This is a genomic window from Micromonospora sp. CA-249363 (genome assembly GCF_050950185.1).
Lineage (GTDB): Bacteria > Actinomycetota > Actinomycetes > Mycobacteriales > Micromonosporaceae > Micromonospora.
The window spans coordinates 3,975,740-3,992,748 of the sequence record NZ_CP192020.1 but is presented as its reverse complement, the minus strand read 5'-3'; the positions used below and the strand labels follow the sequence as shown (position 1 = coordinate 3,992,748).

The 17,009-nt window shown below is 74.5% G+C and carries 11 protein-coding genes; all 11 read right to left on the bottom strand.

Annotated features, from left to right (window positions below):
- Positions 1–4: 4 nt before the first annotated feature.
- Genes ACQPZK_RS18275 through ACQPZK_RS18225 form a run of 11 tightly spaced genes read right to left on the bottom strand, consistent with a single transcriptional unit; the run spans position 5 to position 16,940 of the window.
- Positions 5–1,207, bottom strand: coding sequence for a 2-oxo acid dehydrogenase subunit E2 (locus tag ACQPZK_RS18275; protein ID WP_433534136.1), 1,203 nt, complete (start codon positions 1,205–1,207; stop codon positions 5–7).
- On the bottom strand, positions 1,200–2,213 hold the full coding sequence (locus ACQPZK_RS18270; protein WP_433534135.1) for an alpha-ketoacid dehydrogenase subunit beta: 1,014 nt from the start codon (positions 2,211–2,213) through the stop codon (positions 1,200–1,202). The genes ACQPZK_RS18275 and ACQPZK_RS18270 overlap by 8 nt, the downstream gene beginning before the upstream one ends.
- Complete coding sequence (locus tag ACQPZK_RS18265; RefSeq protein WP_433534134.1) at positions 2,206–3,144, bottom strand: thiamine pyrophosphate-dependent dehydrogenase E1 component subunit alpha; 939 nt, start codon at positions 3,142–3,144, stop codon at positions 2,206–2,208. The genes ACQPZK_RS18270 and ACQPZK_RS18265 overlap by 8 nt, the downstream gene beginning before the upstream one ends.
- Positions 3,141–3,389 (bottom strand): acyl carrier protein, encoded by a 249-nt coding sequence (locus ACQPZK_RS18260; protein ID WP_433534133.1) that lies wholly within the window; start codon positions 3,387–3,389, stop codon positions 3,141–3,143. Before ACQPZK_RS18260 ends, ACQPZK_RS18265 begins: the two co-directional genes overlap by 4 nt.
- Positions 3,382–5,265, bottom strand: a complete 1,884-nt coding sequence (locus ACQPZK_RS18255; RefSeq protein ID WP_433534132.1) for an HAD-IIIC family phosphatase — start codon at positions 5,263–5,265, stop codon at positions 3,382–3,384. Before ACQPZK_RS18255 ends, ACQPZK_RS18260 begins: the two co-directional genes overlap by 8 nt.
- Before the next feature lie 36 nt (positions 5,266–5,301).
- Complete coding sequence (locus ACQPZK_RS18250; protein WP_433534131.1) at positions 5,302–6,330, bottom strand: 3-oxoacyl-ACP synthase III family protein; 1,029 nt, start codon at positions 6,328–6,330, stop codon at positions 5,302–5,304.
- Positions 6,327–7,892, bottom strand: coding sequence for a hypothetical protein (locus ACQPZK_RS18245; protein WP_433534130.1), 1,566 nt, complete (start codon positions 7,890–7,892; stop codon positions 6,327–6,329). Before ACQPZK_RS18245 ends, ACQPZK_RS18250 begins: the two co-directional genes overlap by 4 nt.
- Positions 7,889–8,119 carry an acyl carrier protein gene (locus ACQPZK_RS18240; protein ID WP_355048096.1) on the bottom strand — a complete coding sequence of 77 codons (231 nt, stop codon included), beginning with the start codon at positions 8,117–8,119 and terminating at the stop codon, positions 7,889–7,891. Before ACQPZK_RS18240 ends, ACQPZK_RS18245 begins: the two co-directional genes overlap by 4 nt.
- Positions 8,116–9,504: an MFS transporter gene (locus tag ACQPZK_RS18235; protein WP_433534129.1), complete on the bottom strand. Its 1,389-nt coding sequence runs from the start codon at positions 9,502–9,504 to the stop codon at positions 8,116–8,118. Before ACQPZK_RS18235 ends, ACQPZK_RS18240 begins: the two co-directional genes overlap by 4 nt.
- Before the next feature lie 12 nt (positions 9,505–9,516).
- The gene (locus ACQPZK_RS18230; RefSeq protein ID WP_433534128.1) at positions 9,517–16,152 is read right to left on the bottom strand and encodes a condensation domain-containing protein; all 6,636 of its coding nucleotides are present in this window, start codon (positions 16,150–16,152) and stop codon (positions 9,517–9,519) included.
- Positions 16,149–16,940, bottom strand: coding sequence for a thioesterase II family protein (locus ACQPZK_RS18225; protein WP_433534127.1), 792 nt, complete (start codon positions 16,938–16,940; stop codon positions 16,149–16,151). The genes ACQPZK_RS18230 and ACQPZK_RS18225 overlap by 4 nt, the downstream gene beginning before the upstream one ends.
- Between the last annotated feature and the right edge of the window lie 69 nt (positions 16,941–17,009).

The following is a 17,009-nucleotide window of genomic DNA, read 5'->3' as shown; positions in this document are numbered from 1 at the left end:
GAAGTCACTCCTCGGCGAGGTGGTCGGGGGACTCCAGGGCCGTCTTCACGGCCTGGAGGAGGGCGACCGCCTCGCGTCCGTTGACCACCCGGTGGTCGTAGACGGCGCTCAGGTTGACGAACCGGCGGGTCACCACCTGACCGTCCGCGTCCAGCGCCAACTCCTCCTGGGTCCCACCGATCGCCACCACGCAGGTCTGGCCGGGAAAGACGATCGGCCCGGCGAGCACCACGTCGGGATCGGTGTGCAGGGACACGACGATGGTCCCGCCGGCCAGCTCGCCGGCCCGGAAGCCCTCGCCGCCGGCCCGGCTGCGGAAGTCCATCAGCGTCTCGGCGATTTCCGCGCAGGTCAGCTCCTCCACGTCGCGGACCACTGGGATGAACAGGCCCGTGCCGACGTCGATGGTGACGCCGACGTGGGCCGCCTCGGCCAGTCGTACGCTGCTGCCGTCGCCGGGGGAGGCGAACAGCAACGGGTGGTCCTCGCGCGTTCCGCCGATCGCCTTGACCAGCAGTTCCGGCAGGCCGACCAGGGTGCGGGTGGTGCGGGTGAGCTGCCGGGCCACCGCGAGGGCGGCGTCGGCCCGTACCTTGATCACCGCGAGCGCCGCCGGCACCTCCCGGTGCGACTCGGTGACCACGGCGGCCACCGCGCGCTGGGCGCGGGAGAGCGCGTGGACCGGGCGCGGGTCGTCCGGCTCCGGACCGTCGCCGGCCGCCAGCGCGGCGGCCGCGGCCACCACCACCGGCTCGGTCGTGGCCACCGGCGCCGTCGACCGGTCGGCCAGCAGACCCTCCACGTCGGTACGCCGCACGACGGCCTTGCCGAGCCCACGCAGCTCGTCGTCGCCGATGCCGTGCGCGGTGGCGAGGTCCCGGGCCGAGTCGGTGAGGACGGGTCCACCCGGCCGCACGTCGGGGGTCGGGGCGGCCGGAGCGACCGCCTCGGCGAGGAACCGCTGCCGCGCCTCCTCGTCGGCGAAGACGCGGCCGATGACGTCGCCCGGGGCGCACTCCTGGTTGACCTCGACGAGCCGGTGCAGCACGCCGTCGCCGTCGCTGAGCAGCTCCTCCGCCGCCTTGGACGTCTCCACCTCGGCGACCGGCTCGCCGGCGCGCACCCGCTCGCCGTCCTCGGCCAGCCAGTCGAGCAGGACGTACGTCGTGTCGTTGTTGTTGAGCTTGGGGACGACCAGGTCAGTCACCACTGACGACCTCCTTCACGGCCTGGTGGATGTCGGTGTCCTGCACCAGCACGGTGCGTTCGAGGTGCGCGGCGGTCGGGATGACGCTGTCCGCGGAGTGCACGAGGCGTACCGGCGCGCGCAGCGATCCCCAGAGCCGCCGGTGCACGACCTGCGCCAGCTCGGCGCCCCAGGTGCCGCCGGCGGTGCTCTCCTCGGCCACCACGACCCGTCCGGCCCGGGCGATCGGCGGTAGCAGGGCGTCGGTGTCCAGCGGCCAGAGCCGCGACGGCACCAGCACCTGGCAGACGACGTCGTCGCGCAGCAGCAGTTCCCGGGCCACCGAGACGGCCCGGGCGGCCAGCCCGCCGGGTACGACAAGCACGCAGTCGGCCTGCTCCTCCTCGTCCACCCGGATCCGGGCGACGTCGGCGTCCGGGCCGATCAGGTCGTAGCGGAACAGCTCGTCCACCACGCCGTCGGCGTACATGCGCGTGGTGTAGAGGACCTTGTCCTCGAAGAGCAGCCCCGGCCGGCCGGTGGCGAGCATCCCGGCGAGGACCGCCCGGTTGTCGTGGAACGGCGACACCTCGTGCACGCTCAGGCCGGGGATGCCGATGAAGTGCTTCAGCGGGCTCTGGCTGTGCGTCGGGCCGTACCCGCGGTTGCCGCCGCTGGGGCACCGCACCACCAGCCGCATCGGCACCCGCCGGCCGTACATGGCGGTGGACTTGCTGGCGAAGTTGAGGATCTGGTCGAACGCCAACGCCACGAAGTCACTGAACATGATCTCGACGATGGCGCTCTGCCCGGCCAGCGCCAGCCCACCGGCCACGCCGACGATCCCGCCCTCGCTCAGCGGGGTGGACAGCACCCGCTCCGGCCAGCGTTCGGACAGTCCCCGGGTCACCTTGAACGCCCCGCCGTACGGGTCGACGAGGTCCTCACCGAGCACGCTCAGCGTGGGGTCGTCGGCCAGCAGCGCGTGCAGGGCCTGGTTCAGGTTCTCCACCACCCGCTCAGCCACGGCTCTCCTCCGTCCAACGGCTCGCCGGCCGGCCGGCGACGTCGGCGACCACCTGCGCCACGTACGCCCGTTGGCGCTCGTCGTGCGCGTCGAACTGCTCCGGGTACGCCTGCGCGTAACGCGCGTACCAGTCGTGCGCCCGCGCGTGCGCGATCTCCTCGGGGCGGCGGCTGTCGTCCCCCTTGCTGTGCGGTCCCACCCGGTGGGTGAGCAGTTCCACCACGTACGGCGTGGACCGCTCGCGGACCCGGCGCAGCACCGGTGTCAGCGCGGCGCGGACCACCTCGGTGTCGGTGGAGGTGATCCGCAGGTGGTCCACCCCGAAGGCGCGCGCCCGGCCGCCGATGCTGCCGGCGAGCTGCGCGGTGGTCGGCGTGGACTGGGCGATGCCGTTGTTCTCCACGACCAGCACCAGCGGCAGGCCCCACAGCGCGGCCATGTTCAGCGCCTCGTAGACGGCGCCCTCGCCCCACGTGCCGTCGCCCAGGTAGACGAGCGCCAACCGGCCGGGTTCGGTGCGTCTGAGGTGCAGCGCCACCCCGGCGGCCACCGGCGCGCTCTCGCCCTGCACCCCGGTCGACAGGTAGCGGTCCCGCAGGATGTGCTGGCTGCCGCCGACGCCGTGGCACACCGCGCCCTCGCGGCCCATCACCTCGGCGAGCAGTCCGTGCGGGTCGTCGAACCGCGCCAGGTAGTGGCCGTGGCCTCGGTGGTTGCTGAACACGAAGTCGCCGTCGTCCAGCAGCGGGCGCAGCGCCACCGGCACGTACTCCTGACCCAGGCAGGTGTGCGTCGTGCCGTGCAGCTCCCCGCGTCCGAACATGTCGAGCAGGGCCAGCTCGAAGTGCCGGATCAGCAGCAGCAGGTCCAGGTCGGTGTCGGCGAGCCGGGTCGGCGCGACCGGCGCCGCCTCGGTGTGGGTGGCGGTCACCGGGTCGCCCCGTCCAGTTCGCCGGCGACCAGGTCGACCAGCTCGCCGACGGCCGTCACCGCCAGGTACGCCCGCAGGTCCAGCCGTACGCCGAGGTCGTCCTCCAGCGCGGAGAGCAGCCGCAGCGCCTCCAGGCTGGTCCAGTGGGCCAGCGACGCGAACCGGACGTCGGGCGAGATCTCCTCGGCCGGTACGTCCGCGACCTGCTCGATGAGGCCCGCGACGGTGGTGAACAGGTCAGGCACGGATGTCTCCCTCCTCTAGGGCGATCCACGCCGGCAGCAGCCGGGGCGGGGGGTGCAGCGGCAGCACGTGCCGGGTCGTGCCGTCCTCGACGGCGGCCACGGTGAAGCCGGCGGACGGCCAGACGGCCCCGCCGGGCTTGTTGCGGGCGGTGGGCCGGAACAGCGCCTCCAGGCGGGTCGCGCCGGCGGACCGGGCCAGCTCCGCGACCCGGTGCAGGGCGGCCTGCTCGACGCCCCGGGAGAAGACCCGGCAGCTCAGCACGAAGTTCTCGATCACCCACGCGTCCGGGTCGGCGCGGTCCAGCCACAGGCCGCCCACCAGGCCCTCCGCGCCGAACCGGTCGGCCACCTCGACGGTGAGCACCAGGTGGTCGGGGGAGTCGGCGCGCGCCCGGGTCTGCGCCTCGGTGTGCGCCCGTTCGGCCATCGTGAACTGGTTGGTCCGCAGCCCGAGCTGCGCGACCCGGGGCAGGCTGTGGGCGTCGACGTCCCGGACGCACACGCGCAACTTCAACTCGTGCAGGTAGTCGGCCGCCGACTCGAACGTGGCGGCGAAACGCTCCCGCCCGGCCCGGGCCCGGTACAGCTCGGTGCGCTCGCGGTCGGTGGCGCCGGTGGCCAGCACGGTGAAGTGCCCCTCGGTGAGCAGTTTCGTGGAGAAACCGGCCGGGTCGCCGGCCAGCTCGACCACCCGTACGGTCGGCAGCTCGTGGCGTACCAGCTCGCATTCGAACGGGCTGTCGTCGGCGAACACGACGGCGTCCAGGCCCAGGTTGAGGCCGGTGGCGAGCTGACGCAGGTTCTCGTCCTTGCGTCCCCAGTTCACCGCCTGCGCGACGAAGTCGTCGGCGCGCAGCAGCAGGTCCGGATGCTGCGCGAACGCCTCGGTCACCAGGTCCGGATCGTTCTTGCTGCACATCGCGAGCAGGACGCCCTGCCGGCGCAGCGCCAGGGCGCGACGTTGCACGTCCCGGTGGCAGTTGCCCGGGTAGTCGGTGCCGAGCTGGATGCCGGTCAGCCCGTCGTCGCCGAGCACACCCGCCCAGAGGGTGTTGTCCAGGTCCAGCGCGAGCACCTTCGCCGTCCGGCCGAGGACCGCGCGGCAGAAGGTGGCCGCCTCGTGGGCGTACCGGCGTTCCACCGTGGGCGTCCACGCCATGCTGGCGAACCGGTACAGGCGCTCGTCGCGCACCGGGCCGTCGTGGTCGACCAGCAGCGTCTCCAGGTCCAGGGTGTACGTGGTGTCCCGTCCGCCCAGCTCCAGGAGTTGGGCGTTCAGCTCCCGCCAGACGCGGCCCAGCTCGGCCCGTCCCCGGAAGCTGACCAGGCCGCGGTGCTCCAACGGGGACAGCGGCACGGTGTGCAGCAGCACGGCGCCGTCGGTGCGGGCGGCGTATCCGCCCAGCGCGGCGCTGAGCACGGCGGTCCGCTCGCGCAGCACGTCGGCGAGGCCGGCGAGGTCGCCGGGGTCCCACTCGGTGGGCAGGAACCAGCCGTCGTGCAAGAGGCAGAGCGTCACGTCCGGTTGGAACTCGGCAAGTGCCGAGCCGGGGTCGCTGAGATCGAGCACGAGCTGGTCGAAGCCGGAGACGTGGATCTCGGCGGCGATGCCGATCCGCAGCAGCGCCACCCGCAGCAGCGGTTCCAGCGTGCCGGGCGTGAACGTGCCGGTGACCGCGACCCGCAGCGGGCGCAGCGGGAAGTCCGGGCTGGCCAGCTTCCCGGCGGGCACGTCGGCGAGCAGCCGCCCGGCGGTCGCGACGGTGGTGACCGCCGCGTCGTCCAGGTGGACCAGGCCGGGCGCCAGCTCCGGGTCGGCGGCCGCGTCGCCTCGACGCAGTCGGCGGATCCGGTGCAGGACCTCCTCGACTCTCATGTTCGGTGTTCCTTCCCGTGGGTGGGGTGCGGCCGGTCAGACCCGCAGCAGGGTGCAGACCCAGTGCATGCCGCTGCCGGTGCTGGTCAGGGCGACCAGGTCGCCGGTGGTCAACTCGCCGCTGTCGAGGTGGCGCTCCAGGCCGATGAGCTGGTCGGCGCAGCCGATGTGGCCGTGCGCGAGGGCCAGCTCGACGTTCGTCCGTTCCAGCTCCACGCCGAGGTCCTTGGCCAGCTCGGCGAACTGCCGGGCGTTGTCGTGGAAGTGCACGAACCGGCGGACGTCGGCGAGCGGGACGCCGGCCCGGGCGCAGGCCGCCTGGACCACCTGCCGGTTGCGCTCGCGGATGGTCGCGACGAACCGGAACATCCGCCGGACGTCCCCGGCGAAGAACTCGTTGAGCCGGTCCGCCGGGTCGCCGACGCGGGGGGTGCCGGCGTCCGGCGTGAACGGCTGGGCGGCGCCTCCGACGGGCATGCGCATGAAGCCGGCGTACCGGCCGTCGGTGATGGTCTCGGTGGCCAGCCAGCGGCACCGGTCGTGGTCGCGGACCAGCACGGCCGCCGCCGCGCCGTCGGAGAAGACGCTGGTGTTCACCTCCATCCGGTTCCAGTACGGCTCGCACACCCGGTTCGCGCCGATCACCAGCGCCGTCCGGTACCCGGGGTGGGTGGCGAACCGACCGGCGACCGTGTCGAACGCGGCCACCCCGCCGCCGCACGCCTGGTTGAGCAGCACCGCTTCGGCCCGGTGCGCGCCGAGGCGGGCCTGGGTGTGCGCGGCCGGGTCCCAGTAGAGGTATTCGGCCAGGTCGGGGATGGCGAGCACGACGAGGTCCACGTCGGCGGCGGACAGCCCGGCCCGGTCCAGGGCCGTGCCGCCGGCGACCACCGCCAGGTCGGTCACCCCGACAGCGGGACCGGCCCGGTGGAAGGTCCGGTACTCCCAGGACCGCAGACGATCAAGATCCTTCGTGTACGCGGCCGCGGCCGCCGCCACGTCGACCGGCTCGCCGAGGACGTGGGCCAGGGCGGCCACCCCGACGCCGACCGGCGGCGCGCTCATCGCCGTACCCCCGTGCTCTGGTCGTCGCTCGCGGGAGTGGCGCGTAGCCGGACCCGTGGATCGCCGGGCGCGACCGCGTCCACCTCGGACAGGAAGCGCCGGGCGGTGCCGTTGCGGCCCGTGTCGGTCCACCGCACGACCACCTCGTCCGCTCCCGCCGCGCCGGCCCGGCGGGTCACCTCGCGCAGCACGGCCGCCTCGACGCCCTTGCCCAGCACGGGGCAGGAGAGCGAAAAGACGTCGACGGTCCAGCGGTGGTCGGCCCGGTCCAGCGCGACGAGGCCCGAGGTTCCGTAGTCGCCCAACCGGTCGCGGACCCGGATCGCCACCAGGTCGTCGGCCCGCTCGGCCAACGCGGCGGCCGGTGGCGCCGGGGCGAGGGCGAAGTCGTGCGCCCGGGCGACCACCTCCGCGACCTCGGCGACGCCGTCCGCGACCACCGGAAGGTAGTCGACCTGGACGTGCAGGCCGGCCACGAAGTCGTCCAGGGACAGCTCGACGGGCGCGGCGACGGGTCGGGACGTGCCGCCCGACCACCGGCACTCCGGCAGCCGGTCGGTCAGCCCGGCCGCCCGCAGTTCGTCCGACCAGAGCGTGGGATCGGCCCCGAGCGGCACGTGTCGTGGCGGTGGCTGCGCCGCGCCGACGCCGGCCAGGACGATCTGCGCCGGTACGACGTCCAGCTCCGCAGCGATCTCCGCGAGCTGGTCGCCCAGCGGCCGGTCGTCGGTGACCCAGCCGTCGAGCACGCGCAGAAGGTCGACGGCGTCGCCGGTGGACCACCAGTCGTCGCCGGTGGCGCGCAACGCCACCCGTACGCCTGCGGCGCGCAGCTCGCCCAGGGCCGGCAGCAGGTGCGCCGCGCCGGTCAGGCCGTCACCGTCCACGACCAGCGCCCCGCAGCCCGTGCCGAACCAGGAGGCCACCAGCGTGGCGACGGTCGCCCCGAGCCGGGCGAAGACCTCCTCGGTGTACGGCACCTTGGCGAGGCGGAACAGCACCTGGTGGTACGCGTGCTCGTCGCCGACGGCGCGTACCGCCTCGTCGGCGTCGACGAGCAGCACCCGGGGGTCGCCGGCCAACCGGTCGCGCAGGCGCTGTCGTACGACGGTGGCGCCGGCGGACACCCCGTCGGCGTGCATCGCGTCGGCCGGCCCGCACGGGCGGGCGGCGGGGACGGCCGGCAGCACGTACACCAGCAGGGCGCCGTGCCGGCGCGCGGCGGTGACGGCGGCCTCGGCCCCGGCCAGCAGCTCCGCCGCCCACGCGTCGCCGGCCGGGCCGGGGTCGCCGGCCTCCTCGAGGCGCTGGGCGACCACCAGCACGTCCGGCCGGACGTCGGCGAGGAATCCGTCGGTGGCCAGGCACTGCTGCATGACCTGCTGGAACGGGCCGACGCTGAGCGTGGCCGGTAGACCGCGCTCGTGCAGGTCCAGGCCCAGGTACGGCACCAGCGGGTCCGCCGTGTAGCTGGCCAGCAGCGCGACGCGCAGCGTCGGCGTCGGCCGCTGGCGGGTGAGCGCCTGCCAACGGGTGCGTCGGGTGAACAGGTCCGCGCTCATCGCGTCTCCGTGCCCTTGGCGCGCAGCACCGTCCGCAGCTCGCCGACGCTGCGCACGTCCCGGATCTCGTCGAAGGCGAAGGAGAGCCCGTAGACCTCCTCCAGGGTCACCACCAGTTGCAGGTGGCGCAGGCTGGTCCAGGTGCCGATGGTCTCCGGCCCGGACTCGTCGGTCACCTCGGCCGGGTCCACCTCCAGGACCCCGGCCACCACCTCGGTCAGCGTCACTTCGCCACCACCGCGCGGTCGTCGGTCAGCTCCTCGGTGCCGGTCGGCGACGGCAGCGGGGCGGGCGGATCGGTCGGCTCGTCGTAGTCGGGGAGGTCGGTCTCCATCCGGCGGACGCTCGGCGAGGCGAACCCGGCCGCCGCGACGCCGATGCCGAACACACCGACGATCACGAAGATCAGGCCCATTCCGGCGCCCGGTCCGCTGCCGACCAGCCACCCGAAGTACGGCACGCCGGGGCCGCCCTCGCGCATCATCGGCTCGAACCAGCGGTCCGCGGCGATACCCGCCAGGGCGGTGCCGCCGGGGTACGCCAGGTCCTCGATGAACTGGCGGGCGGCGAAGACGCGGCCCTGGTGGGACGGCTCGACCTTCTCCTGCCACACCGACTGGGCGTACCCGTCGATGAACGGGATGGACAGGTGCAGGAAGAGCAGGGCGACCGACCAGACGATGATGCTGTCCCCGACGCCGTAGACGATCCGGCCGAGGACGCTGAAGACCAGGATGGCGATCAGCATGCGGCGGATCTTGTGGCGGGTGTTGGGCAGCAGCCCGAGCAGGAGCGCGCCGGCCACGCCGCCCACCGCGCCGATGGTCTGCACCAGTCCGACCGCGTTGGTGCTGCTGTCGGTGCGGGCCAGGATCTGCGGCACCAGCAGGGCGAAGCCGACCGCCGCGAGGACGTTGATGGCGAACATGATCGCCTCCAGCCCGGTGAACGCCCGGCTGGCCAGGATGTAGCGGAAGCCGTAGATCGTGTCGTACCAGAAGCCGCCCTCGTTCGGCTGTGTCGAGCGGGGCACGGGTGGGAGCTGCACCAGCAGCACCGCGCCGATCGCCACGACGTAGGAGAGCGCGTCGACGAGCAGGATGACCTTGATGTCCAGAACACCGAGCAGCGCGGCGGCGAACCCGGGGGCGAAGATCACCGGAATGGTCCGGACCGCGAACATCATCGCGTTGGCCCTCGGGTACTGGCCCTTCTCCATCATCACCGTGATGGTCGCCTGGTACGCCGGGAGCTGGAACGCGAGGAACGCGCCGGTCACCAGGTTGACCAGGTAGAGGTGCCACACCTCGACCGAGCCGCTGAGGAACAGCAGCAGGACGACGGCCGTGGTGAGCGCCGAGCCGACGTCACTGAGCACGATGGTCAGTCGTCGTCCCCACCGGTCGACGAGCGCGCCGGCGATCGGGCTGAAGATCACGGTCGCGCCGAACGCGAACGCCATCAGCATGGTCAGGTCGAAGGCCCGGCCGGTGGCGTCCCACACCCAGATGCTCAGGGCGAAGTTCGTCATCCGGGTGCCGAGCGCCGACAGCAGCTGGCCGAACCAGATCGTGGTGAACCCGGCGAACCGGGACGGGCGTCGGAACGCCATGGGGGTCTCCTCCTACTGCCGTGGCGGTTGCCCGGGGCGTCCGGCCAGGCGCAACAGGCCGTGCCGGATGCCGTCGAGCAGGTTCTCAGCGGTCTCCGGCCGGAAGGCCGGAGTGGCGTAGCTCAGGTCGACGCGCAGCTCGGGGCCGGTGAGCGATCCCGTCACGTCGAAGGGGAAGGGCCAGTGCCCGTCGGGGTCCTCGGTCGGCCCGAACGGCGCCGTGCAGACGTCGAGGAGGTGGTTGGCCGGGGCGACGTCGTCGAACCCGTACCCGCCCATGTAGTTGACCGCCACCATCGGCGCGGCGGCGGCGGCCAGCCGGGCGCGCACGTCGTCGTCCGGGCAGAGGTGCCGCAGCAGCGCGTAGCCGATGCCGTTGTCCGGGACCCGGCCGAGCTGACGGATCACCGAGCGGACCGAGCGGGTCGCGTCGGCGGTGGCGGGCAGCTCCAGGCGCAGCGGGTACAGCACCTGGAACCAGCCCGTCGTACGGCTGACGTCGACGTCGTCGAAGAGCGCTTCCCGTCCGTGACCGGTCGTGGCGACGGTGACCGCGCCGCCGGTACGCCCCGCGACGGTGTCCACCACGGCCCACACGAGCAGGTCCCGGACGCTGGCGCGCAGCCGACGGGCGGCGGCGTGCAGTCCCCGGGTCGCGGCCTCGTCCAGGGCCACGGTGGCGAGGCCCAGGTCACCGAGGCGGAACGGCGTGGCCGTCGGCTCGTCGGTCAACCGGGACAGCACCCCGTCGTCGGCCTGCGCCAGCCAGAACGGCACCTGCGCGCGCAGTGCCGGCGAACCCGCGTACTCGGCCAACCGCTGCGCCCAGTCGCGGTACGACGTGGTCTTGGCCGGCAACGTCGGCTCGACACCGCGTTCCAGCTGGTCGCAGAGCGTCTCCAGGTCGGCCAGGAGGACGCCCCGGGAGACCGCGTCGACGACGAGGTGGTGGTTGACGAGCAGCAGCCGGTCGGGCAGCTCCGGGCCGAGCCGGAAGTGCGCCACCCGGGCCAGCGGGCCGGCCGTGAGATCCAGGCCGGTCTGCGCCTCGGCGCAGTGGACCTCGACCGCCGCCTTCCGCTCGTCGACGGCGAGTCCGGTCAGGTCGTGGCTGACGAACGGCACCGCGTCGGCCGGGTCGGCGTGGTGCTGACGCCAGCCCCCGTCCGCCTGCCGGGTCAGGCGCAGCCGCAGCGCGTCGTGCTGGGCCACCAGTCGGCGTACCGCCTCGCGGACCAGGTCGGCCGGGAGCGGCCGGGCCAGCTCGAGGTAGTAGGGGTGGTTGAACAGGGCGGGTCGACCCATGGTGGGGGCGATGACGTCGGTGAACCATCGCTGCGCGCCGGTCAGCGGGGCGTCGCCGTGCACCTCGCCCTGCTCGGCGTTCGACGTCGCGCTCGCCTCCCCGAGGCTGGCGGCCAGCTCGGCCACCGTGGGGTGGCGGACGAGCTGTCGGGGGGTGATGTGGATGTCGGCCGCCGCGCAGCGGGCCACGAGCTGCATGGCGAGCAGCGAGTCGCCGCCGGAGGCGAAGAAGTCGTCGGTGATGCCGAGCTGGTTGGTCCGCAGCAGCTCCGACCAGATCGCCACGAGCTGACGTTCCCGCTCGGTGCGGGGCGCGGCGGCGGCCCGGTCGGCGGAGCGCCGGTACCCGTCGGCGACCGCGCCGCGCACCGCCGCCGCGTCGGCCAACTCGGTGGCCACCTCGGCCAGCAGGCCGGCGGGAATCCGGTCGACGGGCGCGTCCCCGTCCACGGTGGTCCCGGCGTCGAGCGACCAGAGACCGCGCAGCAGGTCCATCGGCCCGACGCGCTCGTCGACGGGCAGCGCCAGGACGTCGGGTGGCGCGGGTGTGGTGGCCGGATGCAGGAGCAGGGTGGCCGCGTCGGTGGCGGGCGTCGGGGCGTACCCGATGATCCCGGCGGTGACCAGCGCGGACAGCTCCGCGCGCTGCGGCGTCGTGGTGAGCAGCACCTCGCGCCCGGCACGGGCCTGGGCCGCGAGCAGCCGGGCCAGCTCCGGCTGCTGGTGCGGCGGCCCGGCCGGTAGGACCAGCCGGCGCAGCGCGGGATGCCGCACCGCCCGCCGCACCAGCAGCGTCGCGGTGACCGCCGCCAGCTCCGGCGACCAGTCGTCGCCGGGCAGCTTCGGCACTCCGTAGCGCCGCGCCCACGCCTCGACCGGTACGACGTCGACGTCCGGTCGGGCCCGGGCCAGCCGCGCGGTCAGCTCCGCGAAGACAGCGGTGTACGGCGACGTCCGGTACGGCGGCGACGGCGGGCAGACCACGATCGTCAGCGCCGCCGCGCGGCGCGACCGGTGCGCGTCCAGCGCCGACAGCAGCTCGGTGTGGAAGTCGCGCAGCCCGGCGATGCCCGCCGCGAGCGGACCGGGTGCGAGCCGGTCCTCCCAGCGCAGGACCAGCGCGTTGCGGTCGCGCCGGCCGGTCGCCAGCCCGGCGGCCGGGTCGCGGAGCAGCCGCAGCAGCGCGCCGGGCGCGAGCTGTTCGAGGGTGTGTGGCAGGTGGAGCAGCCCGGCCCAGAAGCGGACGGTCTCCGCGAGCTCCGGAACCGCGACGGTGCCGCCGACCACCAGCCGGGGCGCGGGCGGCGTCGACCGCCGGGACGCCGGCGTACGGCGACCCGCGCCGATCGGCGCGTCCGGTCGACGCACCCCGTCGTCGAGCACCTTCGCCAGGCCGGTCAACAGCCGGACCATCCGCTCCGGGGTGAACAGGTCGGCCCGGTACGCCAGGTCGGCGTGCAGGTCGTCGCCCTGCCAGGTGACGCTGAGGAAGAGGTCGAAGTCGACACCCACGCTCGGCACCTCGACCGGCGTGGCGGCCAGCCCGGCGAACTCGGGCAGCTCGTCCGCGCCGTCGAGGACGTTGAGCACGCACTGGAACAGCGGGTGGTACGCGGCCTGCCGGGGCAGCCGCAGCGCCTCCACGATGGTGGCGAACGGCAACCCCTGGTGCCGGTACGCCTCCCGGGCCGTGCGGTAGGCCCGGGCCACGAGCTGGCGGAACGTGGGCCGTCCCGCCGCGTCCACCCGCAGCGGCAACAGGTCGGCGAAGCACCCGATCAGCGGGGCGAGCTCGGCGCGTTCCCGGCCGGCGGTGGGTGTGCCGAGCACCAGGTCCGGTTGTCCGCTCTCGGTGTGCAGCAGGGCCGCGAAGCCGGCCAGCAGGACGGCGAACGGGGTGACCCCCTCCGCCCGGGCCAGCTCCCGCACGGCCGCGCCGAGCCCCGCGCCGAGCCGCTGGGCCTGGTACCCGGCGACGTCCGAGCTCTCGTCGGGGCGTGGATGGTCGGTGGGCAGGTCCAGCAGCGGCGGCGCGTCGGCCAGCCGCTTGCGCCAGTACGTCAGGTGCGGCTCGACGGCGCTGGACGCCAGCCACTCGCGCTGGTGCCGGGCGTAGTCGGTGAACTGCACCGGCAGCGGCGGCAGGGGCCGGTCGACGCCGGTGGCGTGGTGGGCGTACCGGGCGGCGAGGTCGTCGAGCAGGATGCTCCACGAGGTGTTGTCGCAGACGATGTGGTGCATGCCGAGCAGCAGGTGCCAGCGTTGGTCGGGCAGCCGCAGCAGGCGGGCGCGCACCAGCGGCCCGGCGGCCAGGTCGTACCGGTGCGCGGCCAGCTCGGCGGCCGCCCGGCGCAGCGTACGGGGGTGCTTCGCCGCCGGTAGCGCGGTCAGGTCCAGCGTCTCCAGCCACGGGTCGACGTGCGGGTGCACCACCGGTTCGGGTTCACCGTCCCGGCCGCGGAAGGTGGTCCGTAACACCTCGTGCCGGGCCAGCACGTCGTCGAACGCCCGGCGCAGCGCGGTCGTGTCGAGGTCGCCGCGCAGCTCGACGGCGGCCGTGGTGTTGTGCCGGACCACGTCGTCGTCGAGCTGGTCGAGCGCCCAGAGCCGTACCTGCGCCGAGGACGCCACCGCCGGCGTACCCGCCGGGGCAGGGGTGAGCGGGGCGAGCGCGGTGGCGTCCTCATCGGCGTCCAGCACGGCGGCGAGCCCGGCCACGGTCGGGTTGGTGAACAGGGTGTAGAGCGACACCTCCCGGCCGAACTCGGCCTGCACCTGCGACAGCAGACCGGTGGCGAGCAGCGAGTGTCCACCGAGGCCGAAGAAGTCGCTCGTCACGCCGACCTGTTCGACGCCGAGCGCGGCGGCCCAGAGTCCGGCGAGCCGCTCCTCGGTGGGGGTGCGCGGCGCGACGACCTCCTCGTCTCCGACGGTGCGCACGGGGGCCGGTCGGCTGCGCTCGGCGATGGCGGCGGCGGTGCTCAGCTCCTCGACGACGTACGCGGCCCGCTCGGATCCGATCGGCGCGCACAGCTCACTCGGCCCGGCGCTCGTCACCGGCGGATCCAAGGCCCAGACGTGGGCGAGCACCCGGCGCAGGTCCTCCGTGCCGGCGGGCACGGCCAGCGCGAGCACGCCCGGGTGGTCGCCGCGCAGCGCCGCGACCGCCTCCGGGTCGCTGTGCAACACCATCGTGGTGGCCGGGTCGGCGGCGGCGAGCGCCTCCGCCGTGTACGCCCGCACCTCGTGACCGGCCAGCGCGTCGGCGAGCCGGTCGACCGGCAACCGTTCGCCGTCGACGAGCACGAGCCGGCGCGGCTGACCGGCGAGCCGCCGCAGCTCGCGCAGCACGATCGTGCCCAACGCCGCGAAGTACTCCCCGGTGTACGGCACGTGGCCCAACTCGTCCGCGCGCTCGTCGTCCACCTCGCCGACCGGGTAGGCGCCGGCCTGGTCGGCGGCCCACACCGCGTGGACCCCCGGCGTACGCGCCGCCAGCGCGGCCAGCCGGTCGTCGAGCCGGCCGTGCTCCTGGTCCTCGACACGTGCCGACGCGGGGCAGACCACCAGCAGCAACGGCGCGTCCGTTCGCCGCCGGTACGCCGCCACCGCCGCGTCGAGGTCGTCCATCGCCGCGTCCAGGGCCCCGGCGGTCTGGTCCCGCCGGCGCAGCCAGTCCTGGAACCGCAGCAGGCAGACCGTGGCGTCGACCGTCGGCCCGGCCAGCAGGTGGGCCACCAACTGGCCGTACCCGACCAGCTCCACCGACGCGGGTACGCGCAGGAAGCGCAGCCAGAACTCCACCGGATCACGCAGCGGATCCACGGTGAAGGTGGCCGCCAGGGCGATCCGGTGCCGGCGCAGCCCGGGCACCTCCGACAGCGGCCGGTCCGGATCGTCCACCATGGCGCGCAGCAGCTCGGGCAGCCGGCCCACGGTCGCGGCGATCGTCTCGTCGAGGTACAGGTCGGCGTTGAAGTCGACCGCGCCGTCGATCCGGTCACCGTCGACGGTCAGGCTGACGAACAGGTCGAAGTCGGTGAGGCCGCTCTCCGCCGGCACCGGGCGGAACGTCGCCCCGGCGGCCTGCCGCTGCCGTACGCCGCCGTCGGTCATGGTCGCCAACACCTGAAAGAGCGGGTTCACGCTGGGGTCGCGGACCGGGCGGACCTCTTCCACCACCCGCGCGTACGGGGCCTCCTGGTGGGCGTACGCCTCGCTGACCGTGCGGTGCACCCGGCGCACGAGGTCGCGGACGCTCGGGTCGCCGCCGGTGTCCACCCGCAGCACCAGCATGGTGGCGAAGCAGCCGATCAGCGGCTCCAGGTCGGTGCTCGCCCGGCCGGCGGCGGGCATGCCGAGCAGCAGATCCTCCTGGCCGGTGGCCTGGCGCAGCAGGGCGGTCAGCCCGGCGAGGACCACCGCGTTGACGGTGGCCCCGGCGCGGCGGGCCAGCCCGCCGAGGGCGTCGGTCAGCGCGGCGTCGACGGTGAACGGCAGGCTCCGGCCCCGGTGGGTCTGCACCGGCGGCCGGGGGCGGTCCGGTGGCAGCGTGGACCGGGCCGGCGCGGAGGCGAGCCGTTCGCGCCAGTGCGCCAGGTGACCCGCCAACTCACGCTCGGCCTCCGGCTGACGGCGGGCGGCGACGTGCGCGACGAACCGGGTGGGCAGCGCGGGCAACCCCGCCGGGACGTCCCCGGCGAACTCGCCGTACCAGCGCACCAACTCCTCGACGAACACACCTGCCGACCAGGCGTCGAAGACGATGTGGTGCGCGGTCACCAGCAACAGGTGCTCGTCGTCCGCGAGGGCGACCACCCGTGCCGCGAGCAGGGGCCCGCTGGTCAGGTCGAAGCGGACCGCCGCGTGCGCCGCGATCTCCCGCTCGGCCGCCGCCTCCCGCTCCGACGCCGGCAGTCCGGTCAGGTCGAGCAGCGGCAGCGGCACCTCCAGCGCGTCCGACACCCGCTGGGTGACGACGCCGTCGACGGTCGCGAAGACGACCCGCAGCGCGTCGTGCCGGGCCACCACCGCGTTGACCGCCCGGTGCAGCGCCGCCACGTCGAGGGGGCCGGTGATGCGCTCGGCGAAGGGCACGTTGTAGACGGGCGTGCCGGGCTCCAGCCGGTCGAGGAACCAGAGCTGCTCCTGGGTGAACGAGAGCGGGTAGCTCGCGGGTGTCGGATCGGCGCGGCCGGCCCGGGCCTGGTTGGCCTGGCCCTGGTTGGCGCGGGCCGGGCTGGCTTGGCCCGGGTTGCCGCGGGCCTGGCGCAGTCGCAGGGCCAGCAGCTCCCGCTGCTCGGGGGTGAGGTCGGCGAGGTCCGGGTGCAGGTCCTGGGTCATCGGGTGGCCCCTTCGACGTACGCGCGGTCGACGGTCGCCCCGCCGTCGAGCAGGCGGGACAGCGGGGGAGGCGTGTCGTGCAGGTAGAGGTGGCCCCCGGGAACGACGGTCAGCGAGAAGCCGGCTGCGGTGCAGGCCGCCCAGCCGGCCACCTCATCCGGGCTGACCAGGGGATCGTCGGCGGCCGCCACCGCGTCCACCGGCAGCGGCAGCGGCGTCACGGTCGCCGGCCGGTACGACGCGACCACGTTCAGGTCGGCCCGCACGGTGGGCAGGATCAGTTCCAGCAGGCCCGGGTCGGCGAGCACCTCGTCGGGAATCCCGCCCAGGTCGTGCAGCCAGCGGGTCAGCGCCGCGTCGTCGAGGCGGTGCGCCGTACCGAGCGGCGCGGCGTCGCGCGGCGGACGGGCCGCCGAGACCACCAGCCGCTGCGGTACCGGGCCGCCCCGCGCGACCAGGCGGGCCGACACCTCGTACCCGAGGAGGCCGCCCATGCTGTGCCCGAAGATCGCGAACGGCGTCGGCACCCGCGCGGCGATCGCCTCGACCAGCGGCGGCACCAGGTCGTCCATCGTGCTCAGGGGCGGCTCGGCCAGCCGACGTTCACGGCCGGGCAACTGCGCGGTCCACACCTCCACGTCGTCGCCGAGCAGGGCGGCCCACGGCCGGTACGCGCCGCCACCGGCACCGGCGTACGGGAGGCACACGAGCCGCAGCCGGGCGGCCGGACGGGACGCGACGCAGCTCAACCAGGCGGTCGGCGGCGGAGATACGGGTGGTGTCGCCATGCCCGCACACGCTAGGAACGGGCCTTGAGGGCGGTCTTAGCGTCGGCTGAGCGTTCCTCGTGGTGCTCG

Bases quoted from the DNA above. Each gene is read 5' to 3' on its own strand.
- ACQPZK_RS18255 (WP_433534132.1), bottom strand. From the start codon at position 5,265: ATGAGAGTCGAGGAGGTCCTGCACCGGATCCGCCGACTGCGTCGAGGC.
- ACQPZK_RS18250 (WP_433534131.1), bottom strand. From the start codon at position 6,330: ATGAGCGCGCCGCCGGTCGGCGTCGGGGTGGCCGCCCTGGCCCACGTC.
- ACQPZK_RS18245 (WP_433534130.1), bottom strand. From the start codon at position 7,892: ATGAGCGCGGACCTGTTCACCCGACGCACCCGTTGGCAGGCGCTCACC.
- ACQPZK_RS18235 (WP_433534129.1), bottom strand. From the start codon at position 9,504: ATGGCGTTCCGACGCCCGTCCCGGTTCGCCGGGTTCACCACGATCTGG.
- ACQPZK_RS18230 (WP_433534128.1), bottom strand. From the start codon at position 16,152: ATGACCCAGGACCTGCACCCGGACCTCGCCGACCTCACCCCCGAGCAG.
- ACQPZK_RS18225 (WP_433534127.1), bottom strand. From the start codon at position 16,940: ATGGCGACACCACCCGTATCTCCGCCGCCGACCGCCTGGTTGAGCTGC.